This is a genomic window from Rhizobium sp. N731, from assembly GCF_001664145.1.
In the GTDB taxonomy this organism is placed as follows: domain Bacteria; phylum Pseudomonadota; class Alphaproteobacteria; order Rhizobiales; family Rhizobiaceae; genus Rhizobium; species Rhizobium esperanzae.
The window spans coordinates 1,289,138-1,307,666 of the sequence record NZ_CP013601.1 but is presented as its reverse complement, the minus strand read 5'-3'; the positions used below and the strand labels follow the sequence as shown (position 1 = coordinate 1,307,666).

The following is an 18,529-nucleotide window of genomic DNA, read 5'->3' as shown; positions in this document are numbered from 1 at the left end:
CCTTGCGGGACCATCGGGAGGCCGGGACGGTGCTCCGCCCCGGCGGCTCATCATGCGGCAAGGCCGATCTTCGTCTTGCGAAAGCCGACGAAACCCGGCAGCGCCTCGACACGCGCTAGCCATGCGCGGACGCTCGGATAGGCCGAGGTATCGACATTGCCCTCGGGCGCATTGGCGATGTAGCTGTAAAGCGCGATATCGGCGATCGTCGGCCTGTCGCCGAGCAGGAAGCTGCGGGCGCCGAGCTCCGCCTCGAGCAGTGCAAGGATGCGGTGCGCCCGGGCGATCACCTCCTCCGTGCGGAAATCGGCGCCGAAGACGGTGACCAGGCGGGCCGCACACGGTCCGTAAGCGATCTCGCCCGCGGCGACCGACAGCCATTTCTGCATCTGCGCCGCCGCAACCGCGTCCTCTGGCAGCCAATCGATGCGGCCGTATTTGCGCGCGAGATAGACGAGGATGGCGGAGGAATCGGCAATGACCGTGCCATCATCATCGAGAACCGGCACCTGGCCGAACGGGTTGAGCTTGAGGAAATACGGCGCCTTGTGGGCGCCTGCCGCCAGGTCGACCTCGACCAGTTCATAGGGCACACCAAGCAGCGACAGGAAAAGATGGGCGCGATGCGAATGGCCGGACAGCGGGTGATGGTAGAGTTTCATGATGGCTCCTCTGCGAACGAAGGCGATTGGCGATGGCTGCTCGGAACCATCGGCAGTGAATCTACAGCCTTCCACAGAGATGCAGTAGAATGCTAATCTGAGAGACGGATCTCCACTTTATGGTAGGATAGGATGGACCGCCTCGAAGCCATGACCGTGCTTCTCACCGTCGTCGAACAAGGCAGCCTGTCGGCCGCCTCACGGCATCTGCACTCGCCGCTTGCCACCGTCAGCCGCAAGGTTTCGGAACTGGAAGCACATCTCGGCGCCCGGCTTTTGCAACGGACCAACAGGAAGGTCGCGCTGACGGAGGCCGGCCGCGCCTATGTCGAGGCGGCGCGGGAGATTCTCGACCGGGTGGAAGAGGCGGAGCGGACGGCGGCCGGCGAATACAGCGCACCGAAGGGTGAACTGACGATGACGGCGCCGATCGTCTTCGGGCGGCTGCATGTCCTGCCCGTCGCGGTGGACTTCCTGAAGGCCTATCCGGATATCAATCTGCGGCTGATGCTCGGCGACCGGCTGGCAAACCTCGTCGAGGATCATATCGACCTGGCGCTCAGGATCGGCAATCTGGCCGACAGCAACCTGATCGCCACAAGGCTCGGCGCCATCCGCCGCACGGTCTATGCAAGCCCGGATTATATTGCCCAAGGCGCAATCCGCCACCCCAGCGATCTTTCCGCGCATGACTGCATCACCTTCGAGGGCATGGCCTCGACGCGAAGCTGGACATTCGTCGAGGGCAAACGCGACCTCGTCGTGCCGATCCGCTCACGGCTTGCCGTCAACACCGCCGAGGCGGCCGTAGATGCCGCCGTCGCCGGCCTCGGCATCACCCGCGTGCTCTCCTATCAGGCCGCCCGCGCCGAGAAGGCAGGCCTGCTGGTGCCGCTGCTTGCTGATTTCGAACCGCAACCGGCGCCGGTGCATCTCGTCTATCCCTCGCAGGGGCTGGTGCCGCTGAAACTGCGCGCCCTCATCGATTTCGCAACCCCGCGCCTGCGCGCAACGCTGAAATAGCGTCAGGCAAGCCTGCCCTCTTCCGCCTTGTAGAAATACTGGCTGGCGACCAGCCATCCTTTCAGCGGCCTGAGCGGCGGAATGCAGGTCGCGAGCATGAAGGGGCCGGTGACGAGAAGCTGCACCCAAATCGGCGCCGAGAATGCCACCTCCAGCCAGACGCCGAGCAACACGCTCGGGATGCAGGCGAAGCAGATGACGAAGAAGGCCGGGCCGTCAGCCGGGTCGGCGAAGGAATAATCGAGGCCGCAGGCCTCGCATTGCGGCTGCAGCGTCAGGAAGCCTTTGAACATATGGCCTTGGCCGCAGCGCGGGCAGCGTCCCCTGATGCCGGTCTGCATCGGAGGAAGCGGGGGGTATTCGGTGTCCATGACGATGTCGTCCTATCTTGCGGCTCATTCAATGCCACGCAATGTATGCATTCAATATAGATACATTATATGGGAGGCGCCAATCAATCTGTCAGATTGCCGCAGAAGTCCGCCGGTCAAGGACCGGTCGCAGATGTCGCAAATCCATTGGAGGACGGCCTCGCCTGGCAGGCCCAGCCGCGACGTCGGCGGATCAGAAGAACGAACTCGCCATTTCCGGCGGACCGTCGAGCGCATGGGCCATGAACTCCAATGCGCCCTGCAACTTCGCCCGTGCGATCGGACCGCCGAGGCAGACCCGGACTGCCTCGGGTGCGGCGCCCTCGACCGCGAAGGCATCGCTTGCCACCACGCCGATGCCGGAGAAATGCATATGGCTGCCGAAGGTGGAACGGGTCCAGCCGTTGCTCAGCGGCAGCCAGATATTGAAGCTGATCGGATCGGCGCGGTAGCTGCCGGCGGGCAGGATGGCGGCGACCATCTGCTGGCGGGCGCCGGCCTCGGCGCGGATGAACCGCAGGATCGCATCGGCCGTGCCGTCCTCGATCCAGCGGGTGGCGAGCGCCATATTCAACGGCGAAGCCATGACGGTGTTGGCGCGCATGGCGCTGACGAAGGGCCACACTGCCCTGGTGTCGGGAGCCACCACATAAGCAAGGCGCAGGCCGGCGCCGAGGCATTTCGCCAGGCCGCCAATATACCAAGTCAGATCGGGCGCCGTTGCCGCAAGCGGCGCGGGCCCTTCCGGCGGGATGAAGCCGTAGGCATCGTCCTCGATGATCGGCAGATGATATTTGCGGGCGACGGCTGCGATTTCCTCACGGCGACCAGACGAAATCGTCAGCGTCGTCGGGTTCTGCAGCGTCGGATTGAGGTAGAGCGCCTTCGGCTTCAACCGCTCGCAGGCACTGGCCAAAGCATCCGGCCGGATCCCGTCCCCATCCATCGGCAGGCCGGCAAGATTAAGCCGCAACTGGGCTGCGATCGAACGCATGCCGGGATAGGTGACGATTTCCGAAAGCACGGTCTCGCCGGGCTTTGCCAGCAGGCCGAAGATCGCCAGCAGGGCCGGATGGGCGCCCGGCGTGACGAAGATCCGCTCCTGCGAAGGCGTGAGACCGCGGCGGCCGAGCCAGGCGGCGGCGGCCTCCTTGTCCATGCCGGCGCCGCCGAAGCCTTGATAACGAAGAAGCGGGATCAGGCTCGCCGCCACCGCCGACATGCCCTCACGCATGCGGGCGATCAATTCCGGATCGTCCGGTTCCGGCGGCAGGTTCATCGAGAAGTCGACAACCGATGCACGGCGGGGATCGGGCGCGGCATCGGCGCTCAAATCCTGGCGCTGCCTGACCGCAGCGCCGGTGACGAAGGTGCCTCGGCCGACATGGGAATCCACCAGGCCGCGCTTCTGCGCCTCGACATAACCTCTCGCCACCGTGGTGAAATCGACGTTCAGCCGTTTGGCGAGTTCGCGCTGCGGCGGCAGCCGGTCACCTGCCGCCAGATGACCGCTGCGCAGATCCATTTCGATCAGATCGGCGATCGCCATGTAACGCGGGCTGCTGCTGCGGCTGAGATCGGGATGCCAGTCCTTCATGTCGTGATCCGTGCACGTCTGATTCCTGGATTGACTGTATATTGTTGCGCAGCGCCGCACCACCCCCGCATATTCCGGTATTCCTTCACGCCAGCAGATGCGGTTGCAGAAATTCCCCCCGCTCCAACCTTGCCGCCGCCCCTTCATCTCCTTACCTATGGAAGGAGAAGTGCCGGCTTTCGGCGTTGCGCGGCGGCGCCCATCGGGATGAAAGCATGAATATCGATCCGATCTTGCGGTCAGTCGTGGCCGTCCGTTCCACCATTCCGGAAGATGCCTTCACGGCGGAGACGCTGGGTACCGTCCGCGAGGGCAGCGGCGTGGTCATTCGCGACAATGGGCTGGTGCTGACCATCGGTTATCTCATCACCGAGGCCGAGGAAGTCTGGCTGACGACCCTTGACGGCCGGGTGGTTCCCGCCCATCCGCTTGCCTATGATCAGGAGAGCGGTTTCGGGCTGCTGCAGGCGCTCGGCGTGCTGAACGCTCCGGCGGTGGATTTCGGCGATGCGGCCGCGGCCAAGCCCGGCGATCCCGTCGTGCTTGCCGACGGCGACGGCGAATATGTCCAGGCAAATATCGTTGCCCGGCAGGAATTCGCCGGTTATTGGGAATATCTGCTGGACGAGGCGATTTTTACCGCGCCGGCTCATCCCGCATGGGGCGGCGCGGCCCTGATCGGCGCGGACGGCAAGCTTCTCGGCATCGGTTCGCTTCGTCTGCAAATGAGCCAGGACGGCGAGGTCGCCGATATCAATATGATCGTTCCGATCGATCTTTTGCCGCCGATCCTCGACGATCTCTTGAACCGCGGCCAGGTCAACAAGCCGCCGCGGCCCTGGCTCGGCGCATTCTCCGCCGAGAGCAGTGGCGGCGTGGTGGTGATGAGCGTCGCCGAAGGCGGCCCGGCCGCCGAGGCCGGCTTGCGTCAGGGCGATATCATTTCGGAAATCCGCGACGAAGAGGTCGATGGCCTGGCCGATTTCTACCGCAAGCTCTGGAGCAGCGGCCCGGCCGGCGCCGAGATTCCGATGCGAATTCTGCGCAACGGCCGGGAAGCCTGGCTGCGGATCAAATCCGCCGACCGCAACAGTTTTCTGAAAAAGCCGCAACTGCAGTAGGGCCGTATCGCGTGACTGCCGTCGAAGGCTGAAATCACGGCTGCTTCGCAGGCCGGGCCGGTCATCCGGCGCACCTATGAACGAGGCAAGTTCGTTCGTTGACTTGGAGCGGCCGTTGAAAGATGCTGCCGGCAATCCTGGGATGAACGGAGTCTGCGGTCCATGTTCGATCATATCTCCATCGGCGTCAAAGATCTCGAAAGAGCCCGCCGCTTCTACGACGCGGCGCTGGCGCCGCTCGGATATGAGCGCCTGTCGAATTCCGACGGCATGATCGGCTACGGTTCCGAACAGGTCGGCCTCTGGGTGATGCAGGTTGCGCATCCCGTTGTCGCCGACATGCGGTCCGGGCTGCATTTCTGCTTCGTCGCCCCGAACGAGGCCGCGGTCGACGCGTTTTTTGCGGCCGCGATTGAATCCGGCGGCACGGATAACGGCGAACCGGGCATCCGGCCGGATTACGGCCGCTTCTATTACGCCGCTTTCGTCATCGATCCGGACGGCTACCGCCTCGAAGCCTATTTCCACAAAGGCGAGATATAACGGCCGTCAGGCCGCAGCTCTGGAGATCGCCATCACCTGCCTGCGGCCGTCGGTCCGAGGGCAGCCCTCGCCCGTCCGCCAGCCGCAAAAATCCCGTTGCGTCGCCCCGGCGAAAGGCGCATTGTTTCCGCTTCGGCAGCCATCGCACGGGCGCTGCCGACTGAGGGTTTTATGACCCCCGCCCCGACGAAAGGAGGACTTCGATGTCTTCCACTTCCGATAAGCCCTATCTGACGTCATCCGATCTCGACATGCTTCAGGGCGTGCTCGATGCCGCCGGCTACAAAGCAAGAATCCCGGCCGGCGACGAACAGACCTGCAACGCCGCAGCCATGCTGCTGATCAAGCTGTTCCAGGACGGCGTCACCTCGCCGGCCATGCTCTTGCGGGCGCTCGAATACCATTTCGGTAAACCGAAGAAGCAACCGAAACCGGTCACCCCCGTCTGTAACCGCTATGCGATCCAGGGATTGCCGCGCGAGCGCCGAACGATGCGGCGGGGCAATTCCGCGGGCCGGTAGCGCGCGGCCTTCAATTCCGATCCAAAGGGAGATCTATCCATGGCAAAGGGACAACTGAGAAGCAATCGCGAGGCCCGCAAGCCGAAGAAGGACAAGCTGGTGACAAAGCCGGAAACCAGCTTCGCCGGACAGATGAAGACGGCGGCCCAAACCGCGCCTCACGGCAGCAGCGCGCCCAAGGGCGGCGGTCAGCCTCACCGGTAGCCGGTTACATCAGCCGGTTTGCCCGGCTCCTGCACTTCCACCAGGTAGCGCCAGCAATCCGGCCGCGAACCGTCGACATCGTCGAAACCATAGGCCTTGGCCATCCCGCCGCTCGACAGCGACTGGCCGTTCCAGCGGGCGCGGTCGGGATCGGCTGATATCGCCGCGACTGCACGGCCGACGAAGCGTGGGGTTTCGGAAATGGCGAAATGCGGCTGTGCCCTGGTCGCGTCACGCCAATTCTGCTCGCCCACGCCATATGCCTCCAGCATCATTTCGGAGCGCAGCCAGCCGGGCGTGATCGAAACGGCGGTGGCGCCGTGTTTGGCCAGGTCCTGGGCATGCGCCCAGGCCATGCGGGTGACGCCCGTCTTGACGAGGTCGTAGAAGGGCGAGAGCCGGTAATGCGTGGCATTGTATTCAGCCGTGCCGTCGGTTACCTCCACCAGCAGCCCGCCCGGCCGCTCGATCATCAGCGCCAGCGCGTAATGGGCCGTGATCAGGTGCGTCTCGATGCCGAGCCGCAGCATGCGCAGGCCCTTGTCCAGCGAATGCTCCCAGATCGCCTTGTCCCATTCGAACAGCTTCTCGCAGCCCCAGATGTCGTTGACGAGGATGTCGAGCCGGCCGGCTTCCGCCCGGATGCGCGCGACGAGCGCCTCGACCTCATGCGGAACGAGATGATCCACTTGCACGGCAATGCCCTTGCCACCCGCCGACGTCACCAGCTCGGCCGTCTCCTCGATCGTTTCCGGCCGGGCATAATCGGACTGCTCGGCGCGTGTCGTGCGGCCGGTGACATAGACGGTGGCGCCGGCAGCGCCGAGTTCGACCGCAATGCCTCGACCGGCACCGCGCGTCGCGCCCGCTACCAAGGCCACCTTCCCCCGCAAATCCGCTGTCACGTCTCCATCCTCCACGCTAGAACCGAGAGCCGGCCGATTGTGACTGGCCCTAGTTGAATATAAACGAATGTTCGTTCATATTCAAAATGAACGCAAGAGGAATTTCATGCCGCGCCGCCGCACCCTTTCTGACGAACAGCTTCTCGCCATGGTGCTGGCGCTGATCCATGCCGAAGGGCCGGATGCGGCGACCTTTGCCGCGGTCGCGAAAGCGAGCGGGCTTTCCGGTTCGACGCTGGTGCAGCGCTTCGCGACGAAGGCCGCCATGCTGCGCGCCGCCCTGCTCCATGCCTGGGACCGGCTGGATGCACAGACGGCGCATCTCGCCGACAGCGTGGCGAAAACGCCGGAGGGCGCCGTCGCGCTGCTCGTCGGCCTGTCGCAGGATTACGGCGACGATGCCGCCGCCTATGGCGAGGGATTGCTGGTGCTGCGCGAGGATTTTCGCGATCCGGTGCTGCGCGCCCGAGGTGCGGCCTGGGGAACGACGCTGACAGCGGCGGTCGCACAATGTTTCGGCTCGGCGAAGGCGCCGGAAACGATCGCCCGGCTGATGCTGTCACAGTGGCAGGGATCGCTCACCTGGTGGGGGTTTGGCGCAGGCGGCCCGGTGGCAGCCTATGTGGAGACGGAATTGCGGCGCTTCCTGTCAGCAGTGGAAATATGACCGCCGCTCACGCTTCTTCTTCATCCTTTTCCGCGCCCACTGTCAGCGGCCAGTCAACGACGTAATCCTCGAGATCGTCGATATCGATCTCGTTTTCATTGATCGTGCGGCCGCGGGCGGAAATGCCGGCGGCGTGAACGGTCTCGGGATCGCCGGAGACAAGCGGATGCCACCAGTAAAGATCGCGGCCCTCATTAATCAGCCGATAGCCGCAGGTCGGCGGCAGCCAAGCGATCTCGGGCACGTTCTCCATGGTCAGTTGCACGCAGTCCGGCACGAAATCCCAGCGGTTCCCATAGCTGGAGCAGCGACAGCTTTGGCCGTCGAGCAGTTTGCAGCGAACCGAGGTGAAATAGATATCGCCGCTCTCCCATTCCTCGAGCTTGTTGAGGCAACAGAGACCGCAGCCGTCGCAGAGGCTTTCCCATTCGGCGGTGGTCATTTCAGCAAGCGTCTTGCTCTTCCAGAAGGGCAGATCTTTCATCGTCCGTTTCTTGCAACAGCGGCCCGCAAATTCACGTGACCGCCACTCTATCTCTCTTGTTATCCGCGACAAAATCAATCAATTCTTCAGCATGCTCCTGGTATTGGAGCGCTACAGGCCCATCGGGCCTCGCGCTTTCATCGCTTTCCGGCGACCGGACATGAATGACGCGCGATCAGGCGGGAATACAGGACGTGCAGGATCCGGACAAGCCAGAAAAGGGGCCAGGAAAAGAGGCGGGTGACCCAGCGAACCGGCGGCCGGCCAAGAGCCGTCATATTCTGCTGCGCATCGATTCCTGGATCGACTCAACCGTCTGGAATGCCGGCTTCCGCGCCGCCGAGATCTGGGAAGACACCACCATTTTCTTCCGCCGCTTCCGCGTGCGCGGCTGGAAACGCATGGTCTTCGAACTCGCCGGCGAAGGGCTGACCCTGGGGGCGGTCGGCGCGGTGCTGATGCTGGTGCTTGCCCAGCCGGCCTTCGAGGCGACCAAGGAGGACTGGCGCAATCGCGGCGATTTCGCCGTCACTTTCACCGACCGCTACGGCAACGTCATCGGCCATCGCGGCGTCATCCACCAGAATTCCGTGCCGATCGACGAGCTGCCGGATTCCTTGATCAAATCCGTCCTTGCCACCGAAGACCGGCGCTTCTTCGACCATTTCGGCATCGATGCGATCGGCCTCTTCCGCGCCATGGTCACCAACGCCCAGGCCGGCGAAGTGGTGCAGGGCGGCTCGACGCTGACCCAGCAGCTCGCCAAGAATCTGTTCCTCTCCAACGAGCGCTCGATCGACCGCAAGATCACCGAGGCCTTCCTGGCGCTGTGGCTCGAAGCCAACCTTTCCAAGAAGGAGATCCTCTCCACCTATCTCGACCGCGCCTATATGGGCGGCGGCACCTTTGGTGCGGCGGCGGCGGCGCAGTTCTATTTCGGCAAGAATATTACCGATGTGAACCTTGCCGAATCCGCGATGCTTGCCGGCCTGTTCAAGGCGCCGGCCAAATATGCGCCGCATGTCAACTTGCCGGCCGCGCGTGCGCGTGCCAACGAGGTGCTGACCAATCTGGTGCAAAGCGGGCTGATGACAGAGGGCCAGGTGATCGCCGCCCGACGCAATCCGGCCACCGTCGTCGACCGCAACGAGGTGGAATCCCCGGATTTCTTCCTCGACTGGGCTTTCGACGAAGTGCAGCGGCTTTCGCCGCGTTTTCACCAGCATTCGCTGATCGTGCGAACGACGATCGACATGGGCATCCAGCAGGCGGCCGAGGATTCGGTCGAGACGTCGCTGCGCGAATATGGCGAGGCCTATCACGCCAAGCAGGGCGCCATGGTGATGATCGAGAACGGCGGTGCCGTGCGCGCCATGGTCGGCGGGCGGGATTACGGCGAGAGCCAGTTCAACCGCGCCACCAAGGCGCTGCGCCAGCCGGGCTCCTCCTTCAAGGTCTATACCTATGCCCTGGCGATGGAGAGCGGGATGACGCCGCAGACGACGATCGTCGACGCGCCGATTTCCTGGGGCAACTGGAGCCCGCACAATTACGCCAACCGCTATGTCGGCCGCATCACGCTCGAGACCGCCATCGCCCAGTCGATCAACACCGTGCCGGTGCGGCTCGCCAAGGAGAAGCTCGGTATCCAGCCGATCCGGGCAATGGCGAAGAACCTCGGCGTCGAAACGCCGATCCGCGACGACGTCACCATTCCGATCGGGACATCGGAGGTGACGGTGCTCGACCAGGCGACGGCCTATGCCACCTTCCCGGCCGGCGGCTATCAGTCGCGCCGCCACGGCATTACCCAGATCCTCGATTACGAAGGCGATGTGCTCTACGATTTCGACCGCGACGAGCCGGCGCCGAAACGCGTGCTGTCCGAGCAGGCCGATACCTATATGAACCAGATGCTGTCGCGCGTCCCCTATGTCGGCACGGCGCGCAAGGCGGCACTCGACAACGGCATCCTGACCGCCGGCAAGACCGGCACGACCCAGGCCTATCGCGATGCCTGGTTCGTCGGCTTTACCGGCAATTACACCTGCGCCGTCTGGTTCGGCAATGACGACTATACCTCGACCAACAACATGACGGGCGGCTCACTGCCGGCAATGACCTTCAAGCGCGCCATGGACTACGCCCATCAGGGTGTGACGTTGCGCCCCATCCCCGGCGTCGAAAACCCCCTGCCCTCGGAGAAGGATGTCGCCAAGACCGCCGCCGCCAAACCGCAGGATGGACCGCCGCAGCTCATCCGGCCCCGCATGCTCTCGGTGCAATCGACAAACATCCTCAAGAAGCTCGGAGAGAAGCTGAAGGCCGCCGCGCCGCTGACGCCGCAGAAGGTGGCGAGCGCGGAGTAGACGCTGCGTGGAAGTGTCGCTTTCTCTGTCTCTCCGCGAGTATGCAGACGAGACCACCCGCCTCTGGACAGATCGGCGTTCATTCGCCACCCGGCATTCCACCCTGCCAGAATCAATGCTAACCCTGTCATCCCGGTTTCCAAGGTCATGACGTGTTTCGATTCCCCCTTTTCATCCTGATCACGCTGATTGTCGCCTTTGGCGGCGGGATCATGATCTCGCTGTACGCGCTGGATGCGACGCAGGGTTTCGGGGCGATCAAGCTTGGCGCCTGGGAGGCCTTTCCGGCTTTGCAGACGGTCGATGCCGACCCTTACGCCAAGTCGCACCGGGCGCGCGCCGGCAAGCTGCTCTACGGCAGCGCGGAGGGGCTGACCTTCACGGCGAGCGTCGACGACGACGGGGCGCGGCTGAATGCCGGCTGCCGCTACCGCCTCAGCGGGCAGACCCCGCCCGCCCGGCTGTGGACGCTGTTTACCGCCGACAATGGCGGCAATCCGGCGGCGGTGAAAACCGGGCTTCCGGCGGCGCTCAATTCCTGGACGGTGCTGCGCCAGCCCGACAGCAGCTTTTCGATCGAGATCTCTGCCGCCGCTCAGCCGGGCAACTGGCTGGCCTTGCCGCAGGCCGGCACCTTCCGACTGGTGCTGACGCTGTTCGACACGCCGACCGCCGGCAGCTCCGGCGTGATCGATCTCGCCATGCCGAAGCTCACCAAGACCGGGTGCGGCAATGCTTAGGATCTTCTTCGCCATCCTGACCGGGCTTTTCGGTGCGGCGCTGCTGCATCTCGTCATCATCCTGTCGCTGCCGCATTTCACCGGCAGGGATGCGGCGACCCGCGTGGCGGCAGAGGGCGATCTCAACAATTTCTATCTGCTCGGCGAGCAGTACGACGAGGCCGGCCTTGCCAATGGCGACCCCTTCCTGCGGACCGCCGTCTGCTCCTTCGATGTCGAGGATGCGCCGGTGCATTTCACCGCCAAGGGCAATGTGCCCTTCTGGTCGATCGCCATTTACGACAGCGCCTCCAATGAGGTGTTCAGCATGAACGACCGGACATCTGTCGGCGGCGCGCTCGACGTCCTGGCCGGCGGCCCGATCCAGTTGACGGACCTGCGCAAGAACCTGCCGAAGGAACTGGATCAAGCGATCCTGGTGGAAATGGCGCGGCCGGACGGTTATGCCGTGCTACGGACGCTGGCACCGCAGGCAAGCTTCGACGAAGCAGCGCGCAGCTTCCTGACGGAAGCGGGCTGCGAGCAATTCACCCCCGGCAATTAAGCGGGATGTCTGTTCTCAATTTCGGCATCACGCTCTGGGGTTGAAGAAGCGCTTACTTCTTCCTGGCGCGCTGCGAGGGCGTCGGACGATGTTTCGGATTCTCGGCGAGCCGCTCGTAGCGGACCCCGGTGAACCAGAGGATCTTGGCTTCGCGCGGTTCCTTGTCCGGGCGACGCGGCGCCCGCGGCCGCCGATCCGCCAATGCGACTACTATTGCCATTCTCGTCTCCATGCACTGCCCGAGACGGATGAACTTGCGACGGATTTCACCCTGCCCGCCAATCTGCGGGCCGGCGCGTCCTGCGGTGCCGGCATGGCCGAACCGAGGGCATTCGCGCCTTTCCCACGGCACCTGACTGAAATACCGTGATGCGGAGTTTCGACGATCCAAACACTCAAATCGCGTCGTTCCTGTCCGAATTGAGACACATGACAGTTAACAGTTTACTAATATTCGGCGGATGCCAAATACAGTTTCCGTAACTTCCTCTTCAACGCTTGAGGAGTCGATTTGGTTTCATGCCTCCGCTGAAAGAACGGAAGGCGGCCGATAATATAAAATTAGAAACAATTCATACGGTTGACGGTATCTGTCTGCCGCGGGCAGTGCCGGTGTTGCAAATATGCGGCACAAAAATATTCGTTGCGGCAGATCTGGATCGGCTTTGGTTTGTCCTGCGTCGGCCACGCGTTTCGGGAGAGGGACCGATTGCAGTTCCCGCCACACTTGAAACGGCTGCAGCGGCCCGATTTTCATCTTTCTCGATGCGGCATGTTCGAAGCGCCGGACCCGATCCGGAGGAAGCAACGAGCTGCTTCAGCCGCCGCACCGGCGGTGGAAATTGCCGCAGCGCCTTTTCAAAACCGATCGCCTTTCCATTGCCGGCTAACCATTCGCCGCGCGTTCCGCAGGTATATTTCTGTATCATTTTAATAAAATCTTCAGCATCCATTAACCGTACCGGTGTAGGATTTGTTCATATCCGTGTGGTCCGAGAGGCGTCCCCGCCAGCGCTATCGGTCCGTGGTTTCCCTTGGTTCTGCGTTTTCAGGGTGTGCTTGTGCGTGACCGGTTTCGAGACCTAGAGGGCCCGTTGGCCGTCAGGAAAAAGGACGTGGTGTTAATGGCGACTGTGAGCAGTTTCGAGAGCCTGTCTCATCCGACACGATCCGAGCTGCGCCAATTCGCCGAGCTTTTCACACCGCTGTTCCAGGCTTCCTCCGACGAGGCCAAGCGCCAGGCAGTCGCCGCCCTTTCCCAATGCCAGACCATGCCGGCAGCCGTGGCGCTGTTCATCGGCAATCAGCCGATCGAGATCGCCGCGCCTTTCCTTATCGCCTCGAAGGCCATTGCCGACGACACGCTGATCACCATCGCGCGCATGCAGGGTGCGGCGCATGTCAAGGCGATCGTCAGCCGCGACTCGCTCTCGCCGAAGGTCATCGACGCGCTGGTGGCGTTGCGCCAGACCCAGCCGCGTTCCGCGACCGCTTCGGCGCCGATCACGGAATCGGTGGCCGTCCCGCTTTCGCCAGTCCAGGTGGAGAGCAACGAGGCCGAAGCGCTGGAGGAACAGCGCATCGCCAATGAGGAAGCCTTGCGCGGACGCATTCTGGATCTTGCCGGCCATCTCGGCCGCGACGATCAAGACAGGCTCGGCCTGCGCACCCTCACCGACATTCAGGAGGCGCTGCTGGTGCGCTTTGCCCGCTCGCAAGAGGCGACGCACTTCGCCACCGCACTCGCCGATGCGCTTTCCGCCAGCCGCTGGCTTGCCGAACGCATCATGCTCGACCTTTCCGGCCAGCAGCTCGCCACGACGCTGATGAGCCTCGGCATGGGCTTTCTCGACGCCGTCTTCGTGCTGGAACGATTCTATCCGCATCTTGCCGAACAACAGCACAATGTGACGCGCGGCTGGATGGTGCTCGATGCGCTCGATCCGGAAGAATGCCACGAAAGGGTGGAGGCCTGGCGGCGCGCCGATCGCTACACCTACAAGGCCGAGGCATCCGATTCGCGCACATCTCGGGAGACTGAAACGCACCGTTTCGCCCGCCAGGCGCCGGCGCGGCGCGACATGCGCGCGCTAGGGCGGCGGTCACGTTGAGTTGAACAAGACCTGATCTCAGCGATCCCCCGCCAAGGGGATCATGTCCCCCAATTCCTCCGCCTCCAGCTCGACGATCCAGAGGTCGGGGTCGAAGCGGCGTTCGCGATCCAGCATCGCCCGCACCGCTTCCGGCTCGCTGCGCGCGAGACGGACTTCGAACAGCCGGTCGCGGATCTCGTCTTCACCGAAGGCGGTCTGCGGCGCCGGCGCATAGAGCGTCTCCAGGCCGTCGCGAAAGTGCTGGCGGATGAAGATCGCGCCCGCCTCCTCCGCGCCCTTCTTCTCCACAGCCGCGAAATCGCCGCTTGCGAAGACGCGGCGCAGAAGCGAAGAAACGAAGATGTCAGCGCGTAATCTCATCGGCGCGATATAAACCGGCGCGCGGGCGCCGGCAATCCGCAGCCAAGTTTTGGCGGATACGTCAGACCTTGATCGCCAGCCGCAAGCCGCCCCAATGGCGGCCCCTGACGGTGATGGGAGCGGAGATATCCTTCATCATCACGAAATTGCCGCCGCCCATGTCGCGGCGATAGGTCTGGACGAGGAAAGGCGCAGTGCTGCGGCCGGCGGCAAGACCGACGCGATCGGCGAAGATACGGCGATTGCGGCAATTGGCAGTGTTCCAGACGATATCGCCCGGCCGCTGCGGCTGCGAAAACTTCCGGTTATGGGTCGGCAGATAGCCGTTTTCGTCGATCGCCGCGCAGAAGGCGACGCGCTCGTCAAGGGCAACGACGGGCTCCTGGATCGGCGGCAGCAGACGGTCGGTGAGTTCGGTGAAAGCGGCCATCATCTGAACCGGATCGGTGCCAGGCATCGGCCGGTAGCGTCGGTCGAAGAGGGCATCGAAACCGATCTGACCCTCGGCGACGGCGCGTTCGAAAGCGCCTGATATCTGCCTTGCCACCGATTGTGCTTCCTTGATCCAACGGCTGTCGGCGGTCTTGACGCCGGCGCTCGCCGTCAGCTGGATCAGCGTTTCCGAGAGGCCGACGACGCTGTCGACGCGGTTTGCCGCCTGCTGCAGCCTGACATTCGAACCGGCGACCTCGCCGGACATCTCGCCGAGCTTCTGGACGAAACCGGCGCATTGCTGGTCGACCGCCTCGGTGGTGTTGGCCATGACCGTCGAACTGTCGAGAATGCGGGTGATGACATGTTCCATGCTATCGAAGGCGCCGCGCATCGCGTCCGACTTGTCACGCACGCCGGCGGCACTGTCGCGGGCATCGCCGCCGACCGCCGACAGCCGGTCGATCTTCACCCGCAGCTCATCCAGCGTGTCCTGAATGGAGCCGGTCGCCTTTGACGTCTGCAGCGAAAGTGCGCGCACTTCAGCGGCGACAACGGCGAAACCCTTGCCCGCATCGCCGGCACGCGCCGCCTCGATCGCGGCGTTCAGCGCCAGGAGGTTGGTCTGGCGGGCTATGGTGCTGATCTCGTCGGCAATCTTGTCGACATCGGCAAGCGATTTCGAGAAGCCGGCGATTTCGGCGCCAATGACATTTGAAGCCTGAACCATATGGCCGATCTCGGCAACGGAGCCGGACAGGCGGTCGGCCGATTCCTTGAGCATCTGGCGAGCTTCGGCGGCCGTCCGGTCTGTCTCTCGCAGCGACAGGGCGACCGAGCGATTGGTCTCGGCGATGGAAAGTGCGGTGCTGGTGACATGATCGAAGGCTGAGGCATGGCGCGCCGACATCGCCGCCATGTCCTGAATGGCGCCGGCAATGTCGACGAGATCGATCCCAAGAGTGGAGGCTTCTTCGGCAAGGCGCTGCAGGATGTGGCGCAATGCCTCGCGATCCGGGCTTTCCGCTTCGACCGCCGGTTCTGTGGCCAGATCGTCTATCGCCTTCAGCGCATGCATGACCGACATTCCCCCGCCGCAATGGGCAAAGCTTCGGACAACATGGTTAACAAGTTGCAAACGGCGCCGGCATCTTAGACTTAGGTTGTAACCCAAAGACCGACCCTGCGGCTGCGCCGCTTGGCGCGTATGCCTTAAATCGCGCCGATTTCCCTCAACTTCTTCAGCACAGCCTCGTTCGGCTCGCCGTTTTCGGGGAGATTGTAGTGCTTCTGGAAATGGCGGATGGCAGCGCGGGTCTGCTCGCCGGCCACACCGTCGACGCCGACATTGGCATAGGCCATGTTGGAAAGGCCCTTCTGGATCTTCAGCACCAGGTCGACGGTGGCGAGCTCGCTTGATGGAAGCTGCTTTGCCGCGGATGGAGCCGTCTTGACGGTCTTTTCGGCGCTACGGATAGCAGCGGCGACCGGGTCTTCCGCCGCCGCCTTCGAGGTGACATCCTCACGCGGTTTTTCCACGGGCACGGTCGAGGGGCCGGCAGCTTCGGTTTTCAGCGCGGCCAGCACCTCCGGCGTCGCTTCCCCAGTCTGGGCCATGCCGACGGTCTCCTGGAAGAACAGGATGGCAGCGCTGGTGCGGGGGCCGATGATGCCGTCGGCGGTGCCGTTATAGAGGCCGCGGCGCACCAGCTGCTGCTGGATGTCCATGACCAGCTCGCTCGGCTGCTGAGCGGGTGCGGCCGGCGCCGGCGTCCCGCTGGTGGTGGCGCCGGCATCCTCCGGCCGTTCGATCCGGAAGGTGGTGACATCAGCCGGCTGTTCGTCGGCCGGACGGCGCGCACCGAGCACGTTTGGAGACTGCGGGTCGCGGGTGCGGAAAATCGGGTGCGGATGCAAGCCAGGCTGATACCAGAGGGCGTTGGCCGCAACGAAGGAGAAGATGACGAAGAAGGCGATCGCGCCGCCGGCGACCGACGGATTCCGGCCGATGACGCCGCCGAGCGCGGACGCCCCCTGCAGCCCGAGCCCACCCAGCGCGGATGCACCCTGCAGACCGAGGCCGCCGAGAGCGGCCGCACCCGACACGACAAGGCCCGGCTGCTGCCGCCGCTTCTTTCCCTTAGGCGATTTTCGCTTGCGCGCGGCCATCGAAAAGCCCCTCTTCCAATTCTGCTCCGGTACCGACCGCGTCCTTCAGCCGCGGCGGAAATTCGACGGTTGCGCCATGGCCGGCATTATCGGCGCGCCGGGCGCCCGAGCCATCCACCGCGATCTCGACGGTGATGATCGTACCTTCGCCCGGCTGGCTGGCAATGGCAAAATTGCCGCCATGCAGCGCCACCAGCCCCTTGACCAGCGAGAGGCCGAGACCGCTGCCCTCGAAGCGGCGGGTGTAATCGTTCTGGATCTGGACGAAAGGCTGGCCGAGCATCGCCAGCTTGTCGGCGGCAATGCCGATGCCGGTATCGCTGACCGTCAGCTTCAGAATGCCGTCACGCGCAGCCGCATCGACCGAGACGACGCCGCCGGCTTCGGTGAATTTCACGGCATTGCCGACGAGATTGATGAGGATCTGCTGAATGGCGCGCTGATCGGCGACGATCTCGCCAAGCCCGCGCTGAATCCGGCTCGTCAGCGTGACGCCCTTGGTCTTGGCTTGCAATGCCAGCATCGATTCGCAGGATCTGACGGAGCTCGAGATATCGAAGGCATCGAGAATCAGCTCGTAGCGCCCCGCTTCGATCTTGCTCATGTCGAGCATGGTATTGACGACGGAGAGCAGATGCGCGCCGGATTCGCGGACGAGCCCGACATATTCACGCTGGCGATCGTTTTCGAACTTGCCGAAATATTCGCCGATCAGAATATCGGAGAAGCCGAGGATGGCGTTCAGCGGCGTGCGCAGCTCGTGGCTGACCGCGGCGAGGAAGCGCGACTTGGCATCATTCGCCGATTCGGCGTCGGCCGCACGGTTCTGGGCTTCGGCCCGCAGCTGCTGCTCGACGGAGACATCGCGCAGTTGGGCGATGACGGCGGCAAGCTCGCCATCGGCATCGCGTCGCGCCGTCATGTCCATTCTCAGATAGGCGAACTGGCGCTGATCGCGCGAGACCGAAGGCCGATCGAGGCGCAGATCGACGCTTGCAGCATCTTCGCCGCGCCTGAGCTCATCGAGCGCCTGCAAGAACAGGATACGGTCGGAGACATGCACCTGCTCCAGGAAGCCCCTGCCCTTCGGATCGCGCATCCAGCCAAGGAAATCGCGCCGGTCGCGGCCGCCTATGGTGGCGACGCTGCCGTGCGGATCCAGGAAGAAGACGAGGCCGGGGGTGACGGCGAGGAAGAAATCCTCGGCCGACTGTGTGGCAATGCCGGCGGACGAGCCCTGGCGGGCCAACGCGATGCTGCCGACGGCGGAAAAGAGGAAGGCGGCGCAGACCATGGCGACGCCGGCCGGCAGCGCGACGGCCGGGCTGGTGACCGCCGAAAGGCCGACAGGCGCGGCGACGAGAGCGGCCGAGGAGAGCAGCACGAGACGGCGCAGAATCGCAAGCTCGCGCTGGCGCACGGCTTCGCCGCCACCCGTCCGGGAAAGCCAGCTTGTCGCCGCCCGGTCTACGAGGGTCGTCACCCAGCCGCCAATGTCACTCAATACTCGCACGCAATACCCGCCCAAAGAGGCTGTCTGTCGATCCGGACAATAGGCCCCCGCGACTTAAGGAAAGGATAAGGCAAAGGCGCTGTTCACAGCCAGAAAGAGCAGAAATTCCCGTTTTGGAGCATCCGAGAGCCCCTTTGCTTTTTGTGGTTAATGGCAGGTAAGCGGCGGATTTCCTTCATATTTCAGCATC

At 63.8% G+C, this 18,529-nt stretch carries 21 protein-coding genes; 10 read left to right on the top strand and 11 right to left on the bottom strand.

Translation table 11 applies throughout. From position 1 onward, the window contains the following. Nucleotides 1–50 precede the first annotated feature (50 nt). The gene (locus tag AMK02_RS06525) at nt 51–662 is read right to left on the bottom strand and encodes a glutathione S-transferase family protein (RefSeq protein WP_064801335.1); all 612 of its coding nucleotides are present in this window, start codon (nt 660–662) and stop codon (nt 51–53) included. Between the two features lie 132 nt (nt 663–794). Here AMK02_RS06525 and AMK02_RS06520 point away from each other — a divergent pair, with 132 nt between their 5' ends. After that, entirely contained in the window at nt 795–1,685 is an 891-nt protein-coding gene (locus AMK02_RS06520) for a LysR family transcriptional regulator (RefSeq protein WP_064801334.1), read from the top strand. Nucleotides 1,686–1,687: 2 nt separating this feature from the next. On the opposite strand, the gene AMK02_RS06515 is transcribed toward AMK02_RS06520, so the two are convergent. Both AMK02_RS06515 and AMK02_RS06510 read right to left on the bottom strand, forming a co-directional pair. Further along, a complete protein-coding gene (locus AMK02_RS06515; protein WP_064801332.1) occupies nt 1,688–2,056 on the bottom strand; it encodes a DUF983 domain-containing protein in 369 nt (122 codons plus the stop codon). 193 nt (nt 2,057–2,249) lie between these two features. After that, nucleotides 2,250–3,653, bottom strand: coding sequence for an aminotransferase-like domain-containing protein (locus tag AMK02_RS06510; protein WP_064801330.1), 1,404 nt, complete (start codon nt 3,651–3,653; stop codon nt 2,250–2,252). A gap of 215 nt (nt 3,654–3,868) precedes the next feature. Here AMK02_RS06510 and AMK02_RS06505 point away from each other — a divergent pair, with 215 nt between their 5' ends. The 4 genes from AMK02_RS06505 to AMK02_RS31640 all read left to right on the top strand — a co-directional run bounded on the left by AMK02_RS06505 (nt 3,869) and on the right by AMK02_RS31640 (nt 6,042). Then, complete coding sequence (locus AMK02_RS06505; RefSeq protein ID WP_064806038.1) at nt 3,869–4,774, top strand: S1C family serine protease; 906 nt, start codon at nt 3,869–3,871, stop codon at nt 4,772–4,774. A gap of 162 nt (nt 4,775–4,936) precedes the next feature. Then, nucleotides 4,937–5,317: a VOC family protein gene (locus tag AMK02_RS06500; RefSeq protein WP_064801328.1), complete on the top strand. Its 381-nt coding sequence runs from the start codon at nt 4,937–4,939 to the stop codon at nt 5,315–5,317. A gap of 203 nt (nt 5,318–5,520) precedes the next feature. Continuing rightward, nucleotides 5,521–5,838 (top strand): hypothetical protein, encoded by a 318-nt coding sequence (locus AMK02_RS06495; protein WP_064801326.1) that lies wholly within the window; start codon nt 5,521–5,523, stop codon nt 5,836–5,838. Between the two features lie 39 nt (nt 5,839–5,877). Next, nucleotides 5,878–6,042 (top strand): hypothetical protein, encoded by a 165-nt coding sequence (locus AMK02_RS31640; protein ID WP_167377184.1) that lies wholly within the window; start codon nt 5,878–5,880, stop codon nt 6,040–6,042. Here the strand turns inward: AMK02_RS31640 and AMK02_RS06490 are convergent. Next, nucleotides 6,033–6,947 (bottom strand): SDR family oxidoreductase, encoded by a 915-nt coding sequence (locus tag AMK02_RS06490; protein WP_064801324.1) that lies wholly within the window; start codon nt 6,945–6,947, stop codon nt 6,033–6,035. The genes AMK02_RS31640 and AMK02_RS06490 overlap by 10 nt on opposite strands. 106 nt (nt 6,948–7,053) lie before the next feature. Between AMK02_RS06490 and AMK02_RS06485 the strand changes: the two genes are divergently transcribed. Next, entirely contained in the window at nt 7,054–7,614 is a 561-nt protein-coding gene (locus AMK02_RS06485) for a TetR family transcriptional regulator (protein WP_064806036.1), read from the top strand. A 7-nt stretch (nt 7,615–7,621) separates the two neighbouring features. On the opposite strand, the gene AMK02_RS06480 is transcribed toward AMK02_RS06485, so the two are convergent. Further along, nucleotides 7,622–8,098, bottom strand: coding sequence for a YcgN family cysteine cluster protein (locus AMK02_RS06480; RefSeq protein WP_064801322.1), 477 nt, complete (start codon nt 8,096–8,098; stop codon nt 7,622–7,624). Between the two features lie 164 nt (nt 8,099–8,262). Between AMK02_RS06480 and AMK02_RS06475 the strand changes: the two genes are divergently transcribed. The 3 genes from AMK02_RS06475 (at nt 8,263) to AMK02_RS06465 (ending at nt 11,751) form a co-directional block, all read left to right on the top strand. Next, complete coding sequence (locus tag AMK02_RS06475) at nt 8,263–10,467, top strand: transglycosylase domain-containing protein (RefSeq protein WP_189637001.1); 2,205 nt, start codon at nt 8,263–8,265, stop codon at nt 10,465–10,467. A 152-nt stretch (nt 10,468–10,619) separates the two neighbouring features. After that, nucleotides 10,620–11,207 (top strand): DUF1214 domain-containing protein, encoded by a 588-nt coding sequence (locus AMK02_RS06470; protein ID WP_064801320.1) that lies wholly within the window; start codon nt 10,620–10,622, stop codon nt 11,205–11,207. Continuing rightward, nucleotides 11,200–11,751, top strand: coding sequence for a DUF1254 domain-containing protein (locus AMK02_RS06465; RefSeq protein WP_064801318.1), 552 nt, complete (start codon nt 11,200–11,202; stop codon nt 11,749–11,751). The genes AMK02_RS06470 and AMK02_RS06465 overlap by 8 nt, the downstream gene beginning before the upstream one ends. Before the next feature lie 52 nt (nt 11,752–11,803). Here AMK02_RS06465 and AMK02_RS31635 read toward each other — a convergent pair whose 3' ends face one another. Both AMK02_RS31635 and AMK02_RS31080 read right to left on the bottom strand, forming a co-directional pair. Then, entirely contained in the window at nt 11,804–11,971 is a 168-nt protein-coding gene (locus tag AMK02_RS31635) for a hypothetical protein (RefSeq protein ID WP_164517769.1), read from the bottom strand. Between the two features lie 352 nt (nt 11,972–12,323). Further along, entirely contained in the window at nt 12,324–12,704 is a 381-nt protein-coding gene (locus AMK02_RS31080; protein WP_145924218.1) for a hypothetical protein, read from the bottom strand. Nucleotides 12,705–12,812: 108 nt separating this feature from the next. On the opposite strand from AMK02_RS31080, the gene AMK02_RS06460 reads away from it, so the two are divergent. After that, complete coding sequence (locus AMK02_RS06460) at nt 12,813–13,862, top strand: DUF2336 domain-containing protein (protein ID WP_189637000.1); 1,050 nt, start codon at nt 12,813–12,815, stop codon at nt 13,860–13,862. An 18-nt stretch (nt 13,863–13,880) separates the two neighbouring features. On the opposite strand, the gene AMK02_RS06455 is transcribed toward AMK02_RS06460, so the two are convergent. The 4 genes from AMK02_RS06455 to AMK02_RS06440 all read right to left on the bottom strand — a co-directional run bounded on the left by AMK02_RS06455 (nt 13,881) and on the right by AMK02_RS06440 (nt 18,339). Further along, nucleotides 13,881–14,225: a DUF1491 family protein gene (locus tag AMK02_RS06455; protein ID WP_064801315.1), complete on the bottom strand. Its 345-nt coding sequence runs from the start codon at nt 14,223–14,225 to the stop codon at nt 13,881–13,883. Between the two features lie 61 nt (nt 14,226–14,286). After that, a complete protein-coding gene (locus AMK02_RS06450) occupies nt 14,287–15,735 on the bottom strand; it encodes a methyl-accepting chemotaxis protein (protein ID WP_064806032.1) in 1,449 nt (482 codons plus the stop codon). A 134-nt stretch (nt 15,736–15,869) separates the two neighbouring features. Next, nucleotides 15,870–16,826: a peptidoglycan-binding domain-containing protein gene (locus tag AMK02_RS06445; RefSeq protein WP_064801313.1), complete on the bottom strand. Its 957-nt coding sequence runs from the start codon at nt 16,824–16,826 to the stop codon at nt 15,870–15,872. Continuing rightward, on the bottom strand, nt 16,798–18,339 hold the full coding sequence (locus tag AMK02_RS06440) for a sensor histidine kinase (protein WP_064801311.1): 1,542 nt from the start codon (nt 18,337–18,339) through the stop codon (nt 16,798–16,800). The genes AMK02_RS06445 and AMK02_RS06440 overlap by 29 nt, the downstream gene beginning before the upstream one ends. Between the last annotated feature and the right edge of the window lie 190 nt (nt 18,340–18,529).